Source organism: Achromobacter aegrifaciens, from assembly GCF_902859735.1.
GTDB classification, from domain to species: Bacteria; Pseudomonadota; Gammaproteobacteria; order Burkholderiales; family Burkholderiaceae_B; genus Achromobacter; species Achromobacter aegrifaciens.
This window is the reverse complement of sequence record NZ_CADIJY010000002.1, coordinates 50799-68708: the sequence shown is the minus strand read 5'-3', so window position 1 is coordinate 68708 and position 17910 is coordinate 50799. Positions and strand designations below refer to the sequence as shown.

Here is a 17910-nt window from a genome sequence, read left to right as displayed (position 1 = left end):
CGGGCAGCGGACGCAGAAACCGCGCCTGGACCCGAAGCACACAGGAGACAAACCCATGAGACCCCTAAGCCTGCTGGGCGCCGCCCTCATCGGCGGCGCAGCGCTGTTCGCCGGCCCCGCCGCCCACGCCGCCGACTATCCCGCGAAACCCATCACCCTGATCGTCCCCTTTCCCGCCGGATCCGGCACCGACGCCGTGGGCCGCATCTTCGGCGCCGAGCTGGGCAACATCCTCGGCCAACAGGTCGTGGTGGAGAACAAGCCCGGAGCCAACGCCACCATCGCCGCCAACTACGTGGCGCGCGCCAAGCCCGACGGCTACACGCTCTTCGTCACCACCAACACCTCGCATTCGGCCGCGCCCTGGCTGATGAAGAACGTGCCCTACGATCCGGTCAAGGACTTCACCCCCATCGCCCGCGGCGGCAACCTGCCCTTCATCCTGGTCGTGAACCCGAAACGCCCGTGGAAGACCGTGGGCGAACTGGTGGCAGACGCGCGCCAGCGTCCCGGCCGCATCACCTACGCCAGCGGCAACAGCACGGGCATCGTCGCCGGCGCCACGCTGGCCAACCGCGCCAAGATCGACATCCTGCACGTACCTTATAAAGGCACGCCGCAAGGGCTGACCGATGTGGTCGGCGGGCAGGTCGATTTCATGTTCACCGACCTGGCTTCCGGCCTGCCCTTCGTGCAATCGGGCCAGCTGCGCGCGCTGGCCGTGTCGACCGCCGAACGCAGCGCCATCGTCCCGGACCTGCCGTCCATGGCCGAATCCGGCGTGCAGGACTTCGACCTGAACTCCTGGAACGGCTACTTCGGCCCGGCGGGCATGCCCCCGGAGATCGTGGCCAAGCTGAATGCCGCGATCAATCAGGTCGTCGCCAAGCCTGACGTGCAAAAGCGCTTGGCCGGCCTGGGTTTCGACGCCTTTTCCAGCACGCCCGAGGCCTTTTCCCAGTTCGTCGGCTCGCAGCTGGACCTGTGGGGCAAACTGATCCGCGACGCGGGAATCGAGCAGCAATGAGCGACCGGCCGCAATCCGAAATTCCCGGCGGCCCGCTGGCGGGCGTGCGCATCCTGGACCTGAGCACCGTCGTGATGGGGCCCTATGCCACCCAGGTCCTGGCCGACCTGGGGGCAGACGTCATCAAGGTCGAGCCGCCGGCAGGCGACAACATGCGGGCCGTCGGCCCCATGCGCAACCCCGGCATGGGCCATATCTATCTGCACCTGAACCGCAACAAGCGATCGGTGGTGCTGGACCTGAAGACGCCGGAGGGGCTTGAGGCCTGCCTGAAACTGGCCGAAAGCTGCGACGCCCTGCTCTACAACATCCGCCCGCAGGCGATGGCCCGGCTGGGCTTGTCCTACGAAACGGTCGCGGCGCGCAATCCGCGCATCGTCTACCTGGGCGCCTACGGCTATGGCGAGGCCGGCCCGTACGCCGGCCGTCCCGCCTATGACGACCTGATCCAGGGCCAGACCGGCATCGCCGCCCTCTCCGCCCAGCAGAGTGGAGATGTGCCGCGCTACGCGCCGCTGACCCTGGCCGACCGCGCGGTCGGACTGCACGTCGGCATCGCGCTCGTCTCCGCGGTGCTGCACGCCCGCAGCACGGGACAAGGCCAGCAGGTGGAAATCCCCATGTTCGAGGGCATGGCCCACCTCGTGCTGGGGGACCATCTCGGCGGCGCCACCTTCGATCCTCCGCTCGGCCCCACTGGTTACGCGCGCCTGTTGGCGCCGCATCGCCGCCCTTACGCCACGGCCGACGGCTATATCAGCCTGCTGATCTATAACGACAAGCACTGGCGCAACTTCTTCGACCTGATCGGCCGCCCGGAATTGTCGCGGGATCCGCGCTTCAGCACCCACGGCGCGCGCGCCGCCCATATCGGCGAGGTCTACGCCTTTGTCGCCGACGTCATCGCCACCCGGAGCAGCCAGGACTGGCTGGAAGGCTTGGCGCGGGCAGACATTCCCGCCTCGCCGCTCTATTCCGTGGACGATCTGCTGCAGGACGAGCACCTGGCCGCGACCGGCTTCATCCGGCCCATGGACCACCCCAGCGAAGGCCGGATCCGCACGACCGCGCCGTTGGGCAGATACGAAAACACCCCCACCTCGATACGCCGCCCCGCCCCCAGGCTGGGCCAGCATAGCCGCGAGGTGCTGGCCGAAGCCGGCTATGACCCTGCCCGGATCGACGCCATGACGGCCCGCGGCATCACCCTGGATGGAAACGACTGATGGACTTTGAATTCACCCCCGACCAGTTGGCCCTGCGGGACGCCGTGTCCCGCATCTGCGAACGCTATCCGGACGAATATTGGCTGGAACGCGACCGCGAAGGCGGCTTTCCGGAACCCCTGCATGCCGATCTGGCGCGCGACGGCTGGCTGGGCATCGCCATGCCGCAGGAATATGGCGGCGCGGGTCTGGGCATGACCGAAGCGGCGCTGATGATGCAGACCATCGCGGCTTCCGGCGCGGGCTTCACCGGCGCCTCGGCGGTCCACATGAATATCTTCGGCCTGAACCCGGTAGTGGTCTTCGGCAGCGACGAGCAGCGCCAGCGCTGGCTTGCACCCCTGATCGCGGGCCGCGAAAAGGCCTGCTTCGCCGTCACCGAACCCGACGCCGGACTGGACACCACCAAGCTCAGCACCCGCGCGGTGCGCCAGGGCGACGAGTACGTGGTGCATGGCCGCAAGATCTGGATCTCGACCGCCCAGGTCGCCCACAAGATGCTGCTGCTGGCCCGCACCACCCCGCTGTCAGACGTCGAAAAGCCCACGCAGGGCCTGTCGCTCTTCTATACAGACCTGGACCGCAGCAAGATAGAAGTGCGCGAAATCGAGAAAATGGGCCGCAAGGCGGTGGACTCGAACATGCTGTTCATCGACGGCCTGCGCATCCCCGTGGCCGACCGCATCGGCGAGGAAGGCCGGGGGTTCGAGTACATCCTGCACGGCCTGAACCCCGAGCGCATCCTGATCGCGGCCGAGGCGGTGGGCATCGGCCGAGCCGCCCTGGACCGGGCGGTGAAATACGCTGGAGAACGCACCGTATTCGGACGTCCCATCGGCCAGAACCAAGGCATCCAGCACCCCCTGGCCCAGGCCTGGATGCAGCTCGAAGCCGCCGACCTTATGGTATTCAAGGCCGCCAGCCTGTATGACGCGGGCAAGCCCTGCGGCCCCTACGCCAACTCGGCCAAATACCTGGCGGCCGAGGCCGGCTATAACGCCTGCCAGACCGCGGTCATGACCCTGGGCGGCATGGGGTACGCCAAGGAATACCATGTGGAGCGCCTGCTGCGCGAAAGCTTCATTCCGCGCATCGCTCCGGTCAGTCCGCAGCTGATCATGTGCTTCATCGCGGAGAAAGTGCTGGGACTGCCCAAGTCCTACTGAGCGACGGCGTTCGATAGGCGCCCAGGCCTGCCCGTCAGGCCTGCTGCTCCAGCGCGGTGCAGGCCGAGCGCAGGATACGCGCGTAGGCCTCCTGCTGTGGCTCGATCCGGTAGATCGGCCCGCCCACCGAAATCGCGTAGTGTTCGCCGGACAGCGTAACGGGCCAGGCGATGGCGCCCACGTCCGCAATGGACTCGCCGCTGTTCATGAACCAGCCGCGCTGGCGCGACAGCTCCAGGTCCGCCAGCAGCGCCTCGCGCGTCACCAGGGTGCGCTCGTTGTGGCGGGTCATGGTCATATCCGCGAGCATGGCGTCGCGGGCCGGTGTGTCCAACAGGGACAGCAGCGCCTTTCCGAGCGAATTTGCGTGAACGTCCTTGAACTCACCCGCAACCGGCGCGTATCTGATCGTATGCGGGGAATCCAGCACATCCAGGTAGACCACCCGGCCGTCCTGGCTCAGTTTGGCGAAAACAATCGTTTCGCGGGTGGCGTCCCTTAATTCGGTAAGGCTGGGATAGACCCTGTCCAGCACCGGATCGGCGCGGGCGATGCGCTGCGCCATGGCCAATAGCCTGCCGGTCGGGTAGTAGCCCTGGCGCCGGCCGGTTTCATACAGGTAACCCAGGCCGGTCAGGGTGCGGATCAGGGCCAGGCAGCTGGACACCGGCACATCCAGCAGCCGGGCCAGTTCCGATAGCGGCAGCGCGCGCTTTTCGCGGGCATAGGTTTCGATGATTTCGATAACTCGCAGCGCCGTCTTGACACTCATTACCTGGTCCGAACTGTTTAGCACGTGAAACATCTGGCTCGCCGGCGGCTAAAGTTCCCCGCGGGCCTGCCGTAATGGTAGCTGAGAATTCCCTGAAAACAGCGCGTTCCTCCGAGACGCCCACATCGCCGTTGGAGTGATCATGGCCGTAATTCCCATAGCTCCCCCATCGTTTGCGCCAGCGCCGGCCGCGCCTGCGCCTGTCGCGCCAGACCCCACCGTTAGCGTGCTTCCCGCGGCGGCCGCAACGAACAGCGGAGCGTCGGACAGCGCGACATCAGATCAGTCAGATTCGCAGAAACTTCCTCTGGACAAGGCGCTGGACGAAATCAACGACCAGATGAAGGCTTGGTCCACACAGCTTCAGTTCGAAATCGATCCCAATGTGCATCAAGTAGTGGTGTCAGTGATCGATGCAGAGTCGGGCGACGTCATACGCACCATCCCCAGTGAAACACTACTGAAAATCGCCAAAATGATCGTGAACATGCAAGGAAACGGCATCAAAACCACAGCTTGATTCGACCCCGATTTCATGCGCCCCGCCGCCATCGAGCGGGCCGTCCATGGAAGCGTCGAATTAGGCCCGCCTAATGCCCTTACCCGGCCAATCACCGCCACCGTATTTTTGACAGAATCGCATCGCTAGGAAGGAATTTCACATGGCCTCTATCACCAACCTCGGCTCGACCACCGGCTTGCCCCTCGAAAAGATCCTCACCGATCTCCAGGCGGCCGAGGACAAGAAGCTCAGTCTCTACACGACTCGCCAGGCCAGTTACGAGGCCCGGGTAAGCGCCTTTGGTCAGATTCAAAGCGCGGTTGAAGCGCTGCAGAAGGCAGCGGCGGCACTGGGCAAATCATCCACGCTGGACGCGGTCAAACCCGTAGTGACCGGCGACGGCCTGACCGCGACGATCGGTGAGAATGGCGCCTCGATGGGTGAATACGCCATAAAGATCAATGCCCTGGCGACCGCCCAGACCCTCCAATCCGGCAAGGTCGCCGATAGAAAGATTTCCAACGGGGCCAGCGGTTCGTTTGAAATCCAGTTGACCAACGGCGACAAGCACACCATCGACCTGACGGGCGACACCTCGCTGGACGGCATTGCTAAAGCGATCAACAGCGACGACAAGGCACCCGTACGAGCAAGCATCATCACCAATGAGAGCGGCAGCTACCTGATGCTCAGTGCCAAGGACACTGGGGTGCAAGCATCGGTAAGTTCCATCACAGTAACGGGCGACCAGAAACTGCAGGATATCCTGAGCTACAACTCTGGCTCCGGTGCACAGATGACTCAGCAGACTGCAGCCATCAATGCTGAGATCGAGATCAACGGCATTGTGGTCAAAAGTGGCAGCAACACCATTTCCGACGCAATCGACGGCGTGACGCTTAACCTCACTGCCAAGACCGCCGCCGACAAGCCGACCGTCCTGAAGCTGCAAAGCGACACCAGCGTCGCCAGCAAGGCGGTCCAGGACTTCGTCAGCGCGTACAACACGCTGCAAAGCACGATTGCGAAACTGACCGCCTTTGATGTCACCGCGCAAACGAACCAGGCGCTGACCGGCGACAGCACGACACGCAGCATACAGACCTCTCTTTCCGGCGCCCTGCAGGTCATAACCGGCGAAGGCTCGCTGCGCTCGCTGGCAGACCTTGGCATCGCCATGGACCCCAAAACCGGCCTCCTGAAACTGGATCAAACGGAATTGAACAAGGCTTTGACGTCCAATCCGGCCGACGTCAAGCGCATCATGACTTCGCCAGAAGGCCTCGCGGCCAAGTTTGACGCCGCAACCAAGGGCATCCTCGGCGCAAATGGGAACAGTGGGTCGATCAAGATCAGCCAGGAAGGCCTGAGTGAATCGATCAAGGATGTGAAGGAACAAATGGCGCGCGCAAAGGCTTCCAGCGCGGCATCCATGGCCGCTATGCGCGCCCAATTCGTCGCGCTCGACAAGTTCGTCTCGCAACAAACCGTCACGGCGAACTACCTGACTCAGCAATTCGCGGCCATGAGCAAGTCCAAGTAATTTAAAGAAGATGTATTGATGACTTACGCCGCCCGACGCCCAACCGGATCTCACTCCGTACGTTCCTACACCGATATCGGCCTGGAAACGCAAATTCTTGGGGCCAGCCCTGAACGGCTGATTTCGCTGTTATACATGGGAGCCCGGGCGGCAATCGGGCAGGCACGCTTGCATCTCCAGGAAGGCAGAATCACGGAACGTGGCGCCGCCCTCTCGAAGGCGATCAAGATCGTAGACGAAGGCCTGAAGATGGGCCTGAACATGGAGGCAGGCGGCGAAATCGCAGCAAACTTGGCGCGCTTGTACGACTACATTATCCGCACGCTGTTGATGGCAAATCTGAAAGCAGACGCGGAAGCGCTCGAAACGGCAGACCGCCTCTTGGCCGATCTGGCCGAGGCCTGGCAAACATCCATTGATCGCCCTGCCGGGGGCGTGCAGCCTTGACGGCATCGCATAAGCCCCAGCCAGCCATCGAACGCCCGAGATTTCCATGACGTCCACGACCCAGTACACCTCCCCCATCCTGGAACACTACCAGGAGATCGCTCTCATCACGGGAGAAATGCTAGTGGCGGCGCAAGCCGGCGACTGGGACGGCGCCATGGTCCATGGACAGCAATATTGCGAACTGGTGGAACGACTGCGCCAGACCGAACATTCGGCGCCACTGGACGAAGCCGGCCGCGCCATGAAATACGACCTGCTCGTGCGCATCCTGGAAAACGACGCGCTCACCCGGGATCTGGCGCTGCCGCAACTGGCCCGTCTGGGCGACCTTCTGGGACGCATGAAGCGCCAGCAGACCCTGCTGTCCGCCTACGGTTACCAGCAGGCGCCTGAAGAATGAGCGTAGGTCCCGCCGCACTCGGCAACGTCCTGGTGCAGCGGCTGGACGCCGTGCTGGGCACGACGATGTCCGCCGCCAGCGCCAACCAGGTATCCGGCGCCCGCCCCGACGCAGTCAGCCAGCCCGGCAGCCTGGAAAAGCCCGGCGCCTCGGATGGATCAACACGCGACCCGCGGCAAGGCATACAGCCCGGCGGCGCCCGCGGCGACCGTCCGAATACTGTCGTCGACCCCAAAACCGCTGCAGCGCTGGCGCTGGCCGCCCGCGGCCTGGTGACCAGCAGCGACACCACCGCCTCGGCCCCGACCACGCTGGGCACGACGGCGCGTACGATTCTTGCCTTGCTCGCCCAATTCCCAGAGGCCGCACCTGCGGTCCAGGGCCGTGCCCCCTTATGGACCGCGCATGCGCAGCCGGGCCAATCCGGCGGTGGCGCTAGCGCCGGCCCCTTGCCGGCAGCGCAAGCAGGCCAACAAACGGCACAGGCCACTGCGCAAGCATCCCAGCCATTGCCTGGCCAAACGCCGGCGCCGGCCCTTCCCCAGCAAGCCGGCGCGCTCGCGGCTTCGGCCGCGGCGGCGCTTGACGGCGACACTCCGGCAACCGGTGCAACACAGGACCGGCCGGCCGGACCGGGCGTCAATCCCAGCGCCGCCAAAGGACCCGACGCTGCCGCGCATGTCGCCCTGGCGGCTGGCGGACCTTCGGCGCGCGCGCTGGGACAGGCTCTGCGTCAGGCGCTCCAAGGCAGCGGCCTGTTTTACGAGTCCCATCTGACGGACATGGTCTTCGGCCGCGCCAACCCCGAGCAATTGCGCAACGAGCCGCAGGCGGTGCTCGGCAAGAATCCGCCCGCGCAGGATGCCGCGCCTTCGCGGCCGCGGGCGGGCGCAGCCCCCAGCGGCCGCACTGGCGTCGACGCCACACCCGGCGGCGCAGGCTCCGCCAGCTCGCCCGCCTCCGGCACGCCTGCTCCCGGCACGCCCATCACCGGCATACACCAGGACCTGACCGTACTCGTTCGCCAACAACTGGACGTGCTGGCCAACCAGACGCTGACCTGGCAAGGTGAAGCCTGGCCCGGCACGCCCATGGAATGGGAGGTCGAGCGCGACCCTTACGGCGGCGATCCGGACTCCGCAGTTTCCACCTGGGCCACGCGCCTGAAGCTGGACCTGCCCCGCCTGGGCCTGGTCGATGCCCGACTGAATCTGGCCGGCGATCAGATCGTCCTGCAACTCATTGCGCCGCACAGCGCGGCCGAGATCAATGACTCCTCGGACACGCTGCGTTCGCGCCTGCTGGCCGCGGGCCTGACCTTGAGCAATCTGATGGTGAGCGTGATCGAACCGCGCGCCGACATTCCCGCCGATATCTGATGAGCCGCCTGCCCCCCCATCCGGAATCGGATCCGAACGCCGGCCGCAACGCGGCGGTAGCCATTTCGTACGAAGAAAAGGACGGCGCTCCGCGCGTCGTCGCCAAGGGCTACGGCCAGTTGGCGGACACCATCGTCCGGGCCGCGCAGGAAAACGGCCTCTACGTCCACGAGTCGCGAGAACTGGTCGGCCTGCTGATGCAGGTGGACCTGGACGCACATATTCCTCCCCAACTCTATGTAGCGGTGGCAGAATTGCTGGCCTGGCTCTACCGCCTGGAATCGCGCGAGTTCCCCGAACCCGCTACGCCCGCCTGACCCTATTACCTGAGGAAGACCAAAGTGTTGGATGCCAGCGATCCGGAGTTCCTGCTGACCCGGCCTGACGAGATGCGTTCGGCCCTGTTCGAGCTGACGCACCCTGACAGCCACATCCTGGTGCGCGACGCCGCGGACCGGGAGATGGCCGTGCTGATCCTCGGCGTGGACAAGCAGGCGGGCGAGTTCTTCTGGAGGCCGCGCGATTACGCCGGGGCAGACTTCGAGCAGTCCGACTCCATGGGCTTGCTGAGCGGCACCACCTTCCACTTCCATGCCACCGCCTACGGCGGCGTGCAGATCCGCTTTCGCGTGCAGCGCCCCCAGATCATTCATTTCGACGACGGCAGCGCCGCTTTGGTATCGCCGTTCCCGGAACGCCTGGCCCGTATCCAGCGCCGCAAGATGTTCCGCGCGTCCCTGATCGCGGCCGCCAATGTATGCCGCGCCAGTTGGCAAGCCACCCTCAACGACAAGCCCTATTCGTTCACGATACGCGACATCTCGGTGGACGGCGTAGGCCTGCGTGCAGGGCTGGCGGTTCCCGCCCTGCCGGAGCGCGGTACCGTGATGGAAAACGTGCAACTGGATTTTGGCGACCATGGCAAGCTCAACGCCAGCCTGGAAGTGCGCAATGTATATCCCGTCTCGGGGCAGCCCATGGTTTCGTCCGCCAATCCGGACGAACCGCCGGCCAAGCACGTTTCGCTGACTGGCGAGCCGCCGGTCAGCCATCTGGGGGCCATCTTCCTGAATCTCGACGCGCGCCAGGAAAACTGGCTGCAGCAGGTGGTCTGGCGCCTGGAAAGAGGCGCCCAGCGCAATTGATGGATAGACGCGGGGCCACGCGTTGCAAGCGCCTCGCCTGATGCCTGCTGCGCTTGCGGTGTATATGCAAGCGCAGTTCCCGCGATGGGACTCAGACCGCCATCGAAGAAATTTCCTTGTAAGCCGCAACCAGCTTGTTGCGCACCTGCACCGCCGTCTGGAAGCCAATACTGGCCTTCTGCATGTCGATCATGACGTCGTTGAGGGAAATATCGGGAGCCCCCAGCTCGAACGCCTTGGCCTGGGCCGTGGCGGCGTTCTGGGCGGAAGTGACGCGACGGATGGAACGTTGCAGTTCCGCGGCGAAGCCATCCGGCTGACCGACCATTTCACCCGCGCTGAGGTTACCGGTCTCCGCCTTGCTCACTACCGCGCGCATCTGCTGGAGCATGCTTTCGATGCCGGACAAGCCTGATACAGCCATTACCTGATTTCCTTGCTGTTTGGGATTACACCAATAGTGCGCCCAGCGTAACGCCAACCCCGCCGGTTCATAGCTGACAAGAACCGCCAAAAAACCCGACATTTCCACGAATGCAGCCGCTTGCAGCCGGGGCGGCGGCGGCTCGGTTCGCCTTGTCGGGGACATAGGAGATAAGTAACGCCAAAAACCGGCTGTTTTCAACGATTGGGATGGACGTCTCAGGGGCAATAATCCACGCTCTCCCCAGACCAGAAGCACGTTGCATGTGTAATCTGCCCTACCCAGACATGAAGTCCCAATTCCAGCTCCGCGTGGCCAGCGGGGGCCGCCAATGAACCAGCAGGCCACCCTGAGTTCGTCGCTGTTGACGAAGTTCCCCGTGCTGGAGAAGGTGCGCGCACTGCCCAAGCCTGTCCTGCTGGGCGCGGCGGCGGCTCTCGTCGCGGTCATCGTCGCCGTGGCGATGTGGAGCAGCGAACCCAAATACAAGGTGCTCTTCTCGAACCTGGACGACCGCGACGGCGGCGCCATCGTGGCAGCGCTCGGGACCATGAACGTGCCCTACCGCTATAACGAAACCGGCACCGCCGTGCTGGTTCCGGCCGACCGCGTGTACGACGCGCGTCTGCAATTGGCGTCCCAGGGATTGCCGCGCGGCGGCTCCGTCGGTTTCGAACTGATGGACAACGCCCGCTTCGGCGCCAGCCAGTTCACGGAACAGATCAACTACCAGCGCGGCCTGGAAGGCGAGCTGGCGCGTTCGATCGAAGCCATGCACACCGTGCAGCACGCCCGCGTGCACCTGGCCATGCCGCGCCAGTCTCTCTTCGTGCGCGAACGCCAGGCGCCCACCGCCTCGGTGCTGCTGAACATGCATCCGGGACGCAGCCTGAGCGACGCCCAGGTCTCCGCGATTTCCTGGCTGGTGGCCTCGAGCGTCCCCGAACTCACCGCCGAGAACGTATCCATCGTGGACCAGAACGGCCGCCTGCTGTCGGCGCCGATGGGCGAAGGCCGCGGCATGGACGCCGACCAGATGCGCTTCGTGCGCGAAATGGAACAGCGCACGGTCGAACGCATCCTCACCATCCTCAATCCGCTGGTTGGTCCCGGCAACGTGCACGCCCAGGCCAGCGCCGACGTCGACTTCGCCCGCCGCGAAGAAACGTCCGAGGTCTACCGCCCGAACCAGGAGCCCGGCCAGGCCGCCGTGCGCAGCCAGCAAACCAGCGATTCGACCCAGCGCGGCATCAACCCCGCGCAAGGCGTGCCCGGCGCGCTGTCGAACCAGGCGCCGGCCAACCCCCAGGCCCCCATCGCCAACCCGCCGCAACCCCAGCCGCCCCGCCCCGGCCAGCCGCAGCAACCGGCCAACGCCCAGCAGCAGACCAGCACGCAAGCGGCCACCGGCAACCTCAACGAACGCCGCGACGCCACCACCAACTACGAAGTGGATCGCACGATCAGCCACATCAAGCAGCCGGTAGGCAACCTCAAGCGCCTGTCGGTGGCCGTGGTGGTCAACTACATGCGCGACAAAGACGGCGAACTGCAGCCCCTGCCGGCCGAAGAGCTGAACAAGCTGACCAACCTCGTGCGCGAAGCCATGGGCTACTCCGAGACCCGTGGCGACTCGCTCAACCTGGTCAACAGTCAGTTCAACGATGGCCCGCCGCCGGTGCCGATGTGGCGCGATCCGGAAATGATCTCGCTGTTCAAGACAATCCTGGCCTGGCTGGTCGGTGGCGTGCTGGCACTGTGGCTGTATCGCCTGCTGCGCCGCACGGTGGGCGACTACCTCTACCCGCCGGTCGATCCGGAACAGGCTGAAGCCGAACGCATCGAAGCTGCACGCGAGGCCCAGGACGCGGCCCGCGCCAAGGAAGTGGACCGCTACCAGGACAACCTGGAACGCGCCCGCACGATGGCCAACAAGGATCCGCGCGCCGTCGCGATGGTTCTGCGCACCTGGATGAATAAAGATGAAAAATGATTCCACCCCGCTGGACGGCATGACGCGCAGCGCCGTGCTGATGATGTCGCTGGGCGAAGATGCGGCGGCCGAGGTCTTCAAATACCTCGGCGCCCGTGAAGTCCAGCAGGTCGGCGCCGCCATGGCCAGCCTGAAACAGGTCACGCGCAGCGACGTTGCAGTGGTACTGGAAGAGTTCCGCCAGGAGGCCGACCAATTCATGGCCGTCACGCTGGGCTCGGACGACTACATCCGCACCGTGTTGACCAAGGCACTGGGCAGCGACCGCGCAGCCGGCCTGATCGAAGACATCCTGGAAGCCGGCGAAGGCGGCAGCGGCATCGATGCGCTGAACTGGCTGGATCCGAACACCGTGGCCGAACTTATCGGCGACGAACACCCGCAGATCATCGCGACCATCCTGGTGCACCTGGAGCGCGACCGCGCCGCCGGCGTACTGGCGCTCCTGACGGACCGCCTGCGCAACGACGTGATGCTGCGTATCGCCACGTTCGGCGGCGTGCAGCCCGCAGCGCTGTCCGAGCTCACGGAAGTCCTGAATTCGGTCCTGGCCGGCCAGGGCGCAAAGCGCAGCAAGATGGGCGGCGTGCGCACCGCGGCCGAGATCCTGAACATGATGAACTCGACCCAGGAAGAAACCGTGGTCGCCAGCCTGCGCGAGCGCGACAACGATCTGGCACAGAAGATCATCGACGAGATGTTTGTCTTCGACAACCTGCTCGACGTCGAGGATCGCGCCATCCAGCTCATCCTCAAGGAAATCGACAACGACACGCTCATGGTTGCGCTCAAGGGCGCGCCGGAAGAGCTGCGCGCCAAGTTCCTGCGCAATATGTCCAGCCGCGCGGCCGAAATGCTGCGCGAAGACCTGGACGCGCAAGGTCCGATCCGCATGTCCAAGGTCGAGACCGAGCAGAAGAAGATCCTGCAGATCGCGCGTCGCCTGGCCGAAAGCGGCCAGATCGTCCTGGGCAACCAGGGAGACGACACCTATGTCTGAGGTGGACAGCGGCGCCACGACGCTCATCTCGCGCAGCGCCGCCTGGCGGCGCTGGCAGATGCTGTCGTTCGACGAGCCCGCGGTCGTCGAGGCGGAGCCGGAACCCGAACCCGACCCCGGACCGGATCCCGACGTGGTGATGGCCCAGCTGCGCGCCCAGGCGCTTGTCGAAGGCCGCGAGGAAGGCCACGCGCAGGGCCATGCCGCCGGCCTGGAAGTTGGCCAACAGGCTGGCTACGAAGCCGGCCTGGCCGCCGGCCGCGAACAAGGCTACGCAGAAGGTCTCGTCCAGGCGCGTGAACAGGGCGCCGCGGAAGCACAGCGCCTGCATGCGCTGGTCGAAGCCTGCGCCGCTTCCCTCGGCTCGCTCGAAGAAAAAATGGGCCAGGGCCTGCTGACCCTCGCCCTGGACATCGCCCAGCAGGTAGTGCGCACCACGCTCGCAGACCAGCCGGAAACCGTTATCAACGCGGTGCGGGAAGTGCTGCACATCAACCCCACCGCCGGTGGCCAGATGCGCCTGTGGGCCAACCCCGAAGACATCGAACTGATCCGCCTGCATCTGGCGGATGAGCTCAAGGAAGGCCACTGGCGCGTCCTGGCCGACGAGTCCATCTCGCGCGGAGGCTGCCGCGCCGAAACGCCCTTTGGTGACATCGACGCCACCTTGCAGACGCGCTGGCGCCGGGTCGCGGCCTCCTTGGGCCGCAACGTATCCTGGGAGGAACCGGTGTGAGCGCCAATCCGGCCTCCCTCCAGCCAGGCCAACCGGCTGCGCCCGCTATTACGGTTCCGGTCATCGACCGCTGGCAGACCCAACTGCAAATCGGCTCCATCCGCGCGGGCTCGACCGATCCGTGGCTCGTCAGCGGCAAGATCACGCGCGCCACAGGTCTGGTGCTGCACGCGACCGGCCTGCGTCTGCCCGTCGGAGCAGCCGCCCGCATCGAAATCGCTCGCGGCCACGACCACTGGGCGGATGCCGAAGTCGTGGGTTTCGACGGCCACACGCTCTACCTGATGCCGCAGGCTGATATCTCGGGCCTGCCGCCCGGCGCCCGCGTCGTGCCTGGCGAGCCCCCCGTGCAACGCCAGATTCCGTTGCCGCGCAAGGCCGAACTGAACGGCAACGCCAAGCCGCAGCTGGGCCGCCACCTGCCGGTGGGCAACGCCTTGCTGGGCCGGGTCCTGGACGGCGCCGGCCGCCCGCTGGACGGACTGGGCCCGCTCACGGGCGCCGAACTGGCCCCCCTGTCCGCCCAACCGATCAACCCGCTATCCCGCGCCCCCATCGATACGGTGCTCGACACCGGCGTGCGCGCCATCAATGGCCTGCTCACCGTCGGCCGCGGACAGCGCATGGGCCTGTTCGCAGGGTCTGGCGTCGGCAAGAGCGTGCTGCTCGGCATGATGGCTCGTTACACCAAGGCCGACGTCATCGTCGTCGGCCTTATCGGCGAACGTGGACGCGAAGTCAAGGAATTCATCGAACACAACCTGGGCCCGGAGGGTCTGGCGCGCTCCGTCGTGGTGGCTGCGCCGGCGGACGTGTCGGCGTTGCTGCGCCTGCAAGGCGCCGCCTACGCCACGCGTCTGGCCGAACACTTCCGCGATCAGGGCCTGGACGTGCTCCTGATCATGGATTCGCTGACCCGCTACGCCATGGCGCAGCGCGAGATTGCGCTGGCCATCGGCGAGCCGCCGGCAACCAAGGGCTATCCGCCCTCGGTCTTCGCCAAGCTGCCGACGCTGGTCGAGCGCGCCGGCATGGGCGCGCCTGGACCATCCGGCAAGGCCGGCTCGATCACCGCCTTCTACACCGTGCTGGCCGAAGGCGACGACCAGCAGGATCCGATCGCCGATTCGGCTCGCGCCATCCTGGATGGCCACGTCGTGCTGTCGCGCCACCTGGCCGAAGCAGGCCATTACCCGGCCATCGACATCGAAGCGTCGATCTCGCGCGCCATGACTTCGCTGATCACGCCCGAGCAGTTCGCCGTGGTGCGCCGCTTCAAGCAAAGCCTGTCGCGCTACCAGCGCAACCGCGATCTGATCGCGGTGGGCGCCTACGCTGCCGGCAACGATCCGCAGCTGGACGAGGCCATCGCCCGCTATCCACGCCTGGAAGCCTTCCTGCAACAAGACATCGGCGAAAACGTCGGCTATGAAGCCGCCGTCAGCCAATTGCGCGCCAGTTTCGAATTGAGGGACGCTTATGCCTAGCCAATTGCCTTTGGACATGCTGATCAACCTGGCCAAAGAGAGCACGGACGAAGCCGCCCGCCTCCTCGGCAGGCTCAGCGCCGAACGCACCAACGCCGAACGCCAGCTGTCCATGCTGCACGACTACCGTCAGGACTACCTGGAACGGTTGCAACAGGCAATGACCAGCGGAATGTCCGCCAGCGACTGCCATAACTACCAGCGCTTCATCAGCACGCTGGACGACGCCATCAGCCAACAACAAGGCGTGTTGCGCCAAGCCGACGACAACCTCGTCAAGGGCCGGCTCTACTGGCAACAGGAAAAGCGCAAGCTCAACTCCTACGACGCCCTGGCGCAGCGCGAACTGCGCGCCCAGGCCGTGGTGGAATCCCGCCGCGAACAGCGCGCCAACGATGAATATTCCGCCCGTCTGGTCCAGCGCCAGACCGGCATGCATTAAGCAATACCTAACAGGAAGCCCCAGATGAACGCTCCCCTGCCCCTGCCCTCCATCGCGCCCGCCGCACCCTCGTCGATCGCCGACGCGCTCGGCGCCAAGAGCGCGCCTACAAGTAACAAGAAGGGCCCCAGCTTCTCCGACGTGCTGGCCCAGCAGCGTCCCGCGCAACAACGCCCCAACCAGGCCGCCGACTCGCGCCCCGCCAACAACGGCGCCAAGACGCCGGCTGATGGCAAGACATCCAGCGACCCAGCCGCCCGCGCCGAAGGCGCCGCCGCCGGCGCCATCGACGAGGCGGTGCAAGCCGCCGCGCAGGCCGAGGCAGGCGCACTCGCCGTTGCGGCCGCTCAACCCGCGGTCATACTCCCGCAGCAAGCCCTCGAAATCGCGGCCCAGGCCGCAGAACAAGTGCAGCTCGCGCGCGGCAACGCCACCGCTGCCGCCGCAGCGATGAGCAGCGGCGCCGCCGTTCTGACCGCCGCATTGAATGCCGCCGACGCGGCACCCGCGACGCAGGCGCAGGCCGCTGCCATCGCAGCCTCTGGCGCTGTCGGCCTGACCGCTCCGCAGGCAGAGGCTGCCGCCGCGTTGGCCGCCCGCGAGACAGAAATCGCCGTACCGGTGGTCACCGCGGCAGCCAAGCCGGGCACTGACGCCGCGGCCGTCGCGCAAACGCCGGTCCGCACCCCGGCCGCTACCGCGCCCGTCAAGGCCGAAACGCCGCGACTCGCTGCGGAGGTCGCGCTGCCCCGTCCCGCGCGCGACGCACGCCCCGCCGCGGACCATGGCACCATGCCAGAACAGACCGACGAGACCCCTGCCCTGGCCAGCGCGCAACAGCAATTCCAGGCGCCCCAGCATGGCGCCTCGGCCCAGGACCATCTGGCCCAGGCGCTTGCCGCAGCCGCGCAGCGTCCTGCCGCCGCTCCCATTGCAAACCCCGCAGCAGTCGCCGCACCGGTCGTGCCGGTCGTGCTGCAAGTCGCCACTCCCGTCGGCGGCACCCACTGGGGCACGGAGCTCGGCCAACAGGTCGTCATGATGAGCCACAACGCGCGCCAAGGCATGCAAACTGCCGAACTGCGCCTCGATCCGCCCGATCTCGGCCCGCTGCGCGTCAGCCTGAACCTGTCGGACGGCGTCGCCAGCGCTTCGTTCGTGTCGGCCCACGCCTCGGTGCGCCAGGCGATCGAAACCGCCATCCCGCAACTGCAGCAGGCGCTGGCCCAGGCCGGCATCTCGCTGGGCCAGACCAGCGTGGGTGAACAAGCCGCCCAACAAGAATTCGCGCAACAAGGCGGCAACGGCTCGCAGCGCCATGCCGGCGGCAACCAGATTGGCGCCGAAGCCGTGGCTGAAGCACCGGCTGCGGTAACGGCCCCGCGCAACGCCAACGCGCTGGTGGACACCTTCGCCTGACAAAGCAACGCATCGCTCCCGGCCACGGCTGCGGGCGGTGCAGCAATAGCTTGAGATACGCGGCTTTCGCCCTGTTTTTCGCCTCCAAGCGGAAGCGGCATTTGGGGCAGAATGCTTTCATCCACTAAGAACCCGTTTTCATCAGCGGCAAAACACGCATCGACACCGAGATGGCGACTTCCAAACCTTCACCCATGCCTGCGCGCGGCGCGCCTTCTTCCCGCTCCGGCGGCATGGGCCGTATTCTTCGCCCCTTGCTGGCAATCCTGGTCCTGCTCATCGTTGCCGCGGCCAGCGCCGGCGCAACCTGGTTCATCACCCAACGCATGCAGCCGCAGAACAGCGCAACCGTGCAGCTCGGCGTCGGTCAGGTGCCGGCAGGGCAACCTGGCCAACCCGGTCAGCCCGGCCAACCCGAACAAGGCCCGCAAGCAGCCCCGACCACCTTTGTCGCGCCGCCGGCCAACCCGGTCGCCGTGCCCGCGCCGATCTTCGTGCCGATCGAACCCTTCACCGTCACGCTGCAGAATCCTGATACGGAACGCATCATGCACGTGGGCCTGACGTTGCGCGTCAGCGACGAACAAACCCGCACGCGCCTCGAAAAGTACATGCCTGAAGTGCGCAGCCGCATCCTGATGGTGCTGTCGTCGCAATCGCCCACCGGCGTACAGACTCAGCAAGGCAAGACCGACATGGCCAACGCCATCAAGCAGGCCGTGAATCGCCCCTTCTCGCCCCTGCCGGACGGCCAGTACGTCACCGACGTACTGTACACGGCGTTCGTGGTGCAATAAGC

General features: G+C 65.8%; 19 protein-coding genes. 17 read left to right on the top strand and 2 right to left on the bottom strand.

The window, feature by feature from the left end:
• The first annotated feature begins 55 nt into the window (after positions 1 to 55).
• The 3 genes from HV766_RS06305 to HV766_RS06295 are packed head-to-tail and all read left to right on the top strand — an operon-like array spanning position 56 to position 3419.
• Positions 56 to 1027, top strand: coding sequence for a Bug family tripartite tricarboxylate transporter substrate binding protein (locus tag HV766_RS06305; protein WP_175164531.1), 972 nt, complete (start codon positions 56 to 58; stop codon positions 1025 to 1027).
• Positions 1024 to 2253, top strand: coding sequence for a CaiB/BaiF CoA transferase family protein (locus tag HV766_RS06300; RefSeq protein WP_175180802.1), 1230 nt, complete (start codon positions 1024 to 1026; stop codon positions 2251 to 2253). The genes HV766_RS06305 and HV766_RS06300 overlap by 4 nt, the downstream gene beginning before the upstream one ends.
• Positions 2253 to 3419 (top strand): acyl-CoA dehydrogenase family protein, encoded by a 1167-nt coding sequence (locus HV766_RS06295; protein ID WP_054456705.1) that lies wholly within the window; start codon positions 2253 to 2255, stop codon positions 3417 to 3419. Before HV766_RS06300 ends, HV766_RS06295 begins: the two co-directional genes overlap by 1 nt.
• Before the next feature lie 34 nt (positions 3420 to 3453).
• On the opposite strand, the gene HV766_RS06290 is transcribed toward HV766_RS06295, so the two are convergent.
• On the bottom strand, positions 3454 to 4191 hold the full coding sequence (locus HV766_RS06290) for an IclR family transcriptional regulator (protein WP_054456704.1): 738 nt from the start codon (positions 4189 to 4191) through the stop codon (positions 3454 to 3456).
• Between the two features lie 142 nt (positions 4192 to 4333).
• On the opposite strand from HV766_RS06290, the gene HV766_RS06285 reads away from it, so the two are divergent.
• The 7 genes from HV766_RS06285 (at position 4334) to HV766_RS06255 (ending at position 9610) form a co-directional block, all read left to right on the top strand.
• A complete protein-coding gene (locus HV766_RS06285; protein WP_175180801.1) occupies positions 4334 to 4711 on the top strand; it encodes a flagellar protein FlaG in 378 nt (125 codons plus the stop codon).
• Positions 4712 to 4853: 142 nt separating this feature from the next.
• Positions 4854 to 6236: a flagellar filament capping protein FliD gene (gene fliD / locus HV766_RS06280; protein ID WP_175180800.1), complete on the top strand. Its 1383-nt coding sequence runs from the start codon at positions 4854 to 4856 to the stop codon at positions 6234 to 6236.
• Between the two features lie 18 nt (positions 6237 to 6254).
• Positions 6255 to 6683, top strand: a complete 429-nt coding sequence (gene fliS, locus HV766_RS06275; protein ID WP_175180799.1) for a flagellar export chaperone FliS — start codon at positions 6255 to 6257, stop codon at positions 6681 to 6683.
• 46 nt (positions 6684 to 6729) lie between these two features.
• A complete protein-coding gene (locus tag HV766_RS06270; protein WP_054456700.1) occupies positions 6730 to 7086 on the top strand; it encodes a flagellar protein FliT in 357 nt (118 codons plus the stop codon).
• Positions 7083 to 8465, top strand: a complete 1383-nt coding sequence (gene fliK, locus HV766_RS06265) for a flagellar hook-length control protein FliK (protein ID WP_175180798.1) — start codon at positions 7083 to 7085, stop codon at positions 8463 to 8465. The genes HV766_RS06270 and fliK overlap by 4 nt, the downstream gene beginning before the upstream one ends.
• Positions 8465 to 8782: an EscU/YscU/HrcU family type III secretion system export apparatus switch protein gene (locus HV766_RS06260; protein WP_054456698.1), complete on the top strand. Its 318-nt coding sequence runs from the start codon at positions 8465 to 8467 to the stop codon at positions 8780 to 8782. Before fliK ends, HV766_RS06260 begins: the two co-directional genes overlap by 1 nt.
• A 24-nt stretch (positions 8783 to 8806) precedes the next feature.
• Positions 8807 to 9610 carry a flagellar brake protein gene (locus HV766_RS06255; RefSeq protein ID WP_054456697.1) on the top strand — a complete coding sequence of 268 codons (804 nt, stop codon included), beginning with the start codon at positions 8807 to 8809 and terminating at the stop codon, positions 9608 to 9610.
• Positions 9611 to 9701: 91 nt separating this feature from the next.
• Here the strand turns inward: HV766_RS06255 and fliE are convergent, their stop codons facing one another.
• Positions 9702 to 10034, bottom strand: a complete 333-nt coding sequence (gene fliE / locus HV766_RS06250) for a flagellar hook-basal body complex protein FliE (protein WP_054456696.1) — start codon at positions 10032 to 10034, stop codon at positions 9702 to 9704.
• A 331-nt stretch (positions 10035 to 10365) separates the two neighbouring features.
• Here fliE and fliF point away from each other — a divergent pair, with 331 nt between their 5' ends.
• The 7 genes from fliF to fliL all read left to right on the top strand — a co-directional run bounded on the left by fliF (position 10366) and on the right by fliL (position 17908).
• Positions 10366 to 12027, top strand: coding sequence for a flagellar basal-body MS-ring/collar protein FliF (fliF, locus tag HV766_RS06245; RefSeq protein ID WP_125470854.1), 1662 nt, complete (start codon positions 10366 to 10368; stop codon positions 12025 to 12027).
• Positions 12017 to 13027: a flagellar motor switch protein FliG gene (gene fliG, locus HV766_RS06240; protein WP_054456694.1), complete on the top strand. Its 1011-nt coding sequence runs from the start codon at positions 12017 to 12019 to the stop codon at positions 13025 to 13027. Before fliF ends, fliG begins: the two co-directional genes overlap by 11 nt.
• Positions 13020 to 13763 (top strand): flagellar assembly protein FliH, encoded by a 744-nt coding sequence (gene fliH / locus HV766_RS06235; RefSeq protein WP_175180797.1) that lies wholly within the window; start codon positions 13020 to 13022, stop codon positions 13761 to 13763. The genes fliG and fliH overlap by 8 nt, the downstream gene beginning before the upstream one ends.
• Positions 13760 to 15250, top strand: a complete 1491-nt coding sequence (gene fliI / locus HV766_RS06230; protein ID WP_175180796.1) for a flagellar protein export ATPase FliI — start codon at positions 13760 to 13762, stop codon at positions 15248 to 15250. The genes fliH and fliI overlap by 4 nt, the downstream gene beginning before the upstream one ends.
• The gene (fliJ, locus tag HV766_RS06225; RefSeq protein WP_175180795.1) at positions 15243 to 15692 is read left to right on the top strand and encodes a flagellar export protein FliJ; all 450 of its coding nucleotides are present in this window, start codon (positions 15243 to 15245) and stop codon (positions 15690 to 15692) included. Before fliI ends, fliJ begins: the two co-directional genes overlap by 8 nt.
• A gap of 24 nt (positions 15693 to 15716) precedes the next feature.
• Positions 15717 to 17111, top strand: coding sequence for a flagellar hook-length control protein FliK (locus HV766_RS06220; protein WP_175180794.1), 1395 nt, complete (start codon positions 15717 to 15719; stop codon positions 17109 to 17111).
• Between the two features lie 170 nt (positions 17112 to 17281).
• Positions 17282 to 17908: a flagellar basal body-associated protein FliL gene (gene fliL / locus HV766_RS06215; protein WP_054456689.1), complete on the top strand. Its 627-nt coding sequence runs from the start codon at positions 17282 to 17284 to the stop codon at positions 17906 to 17908.
• Positions 17909 to 17910 lie beyond the last annotated feature (2 nt).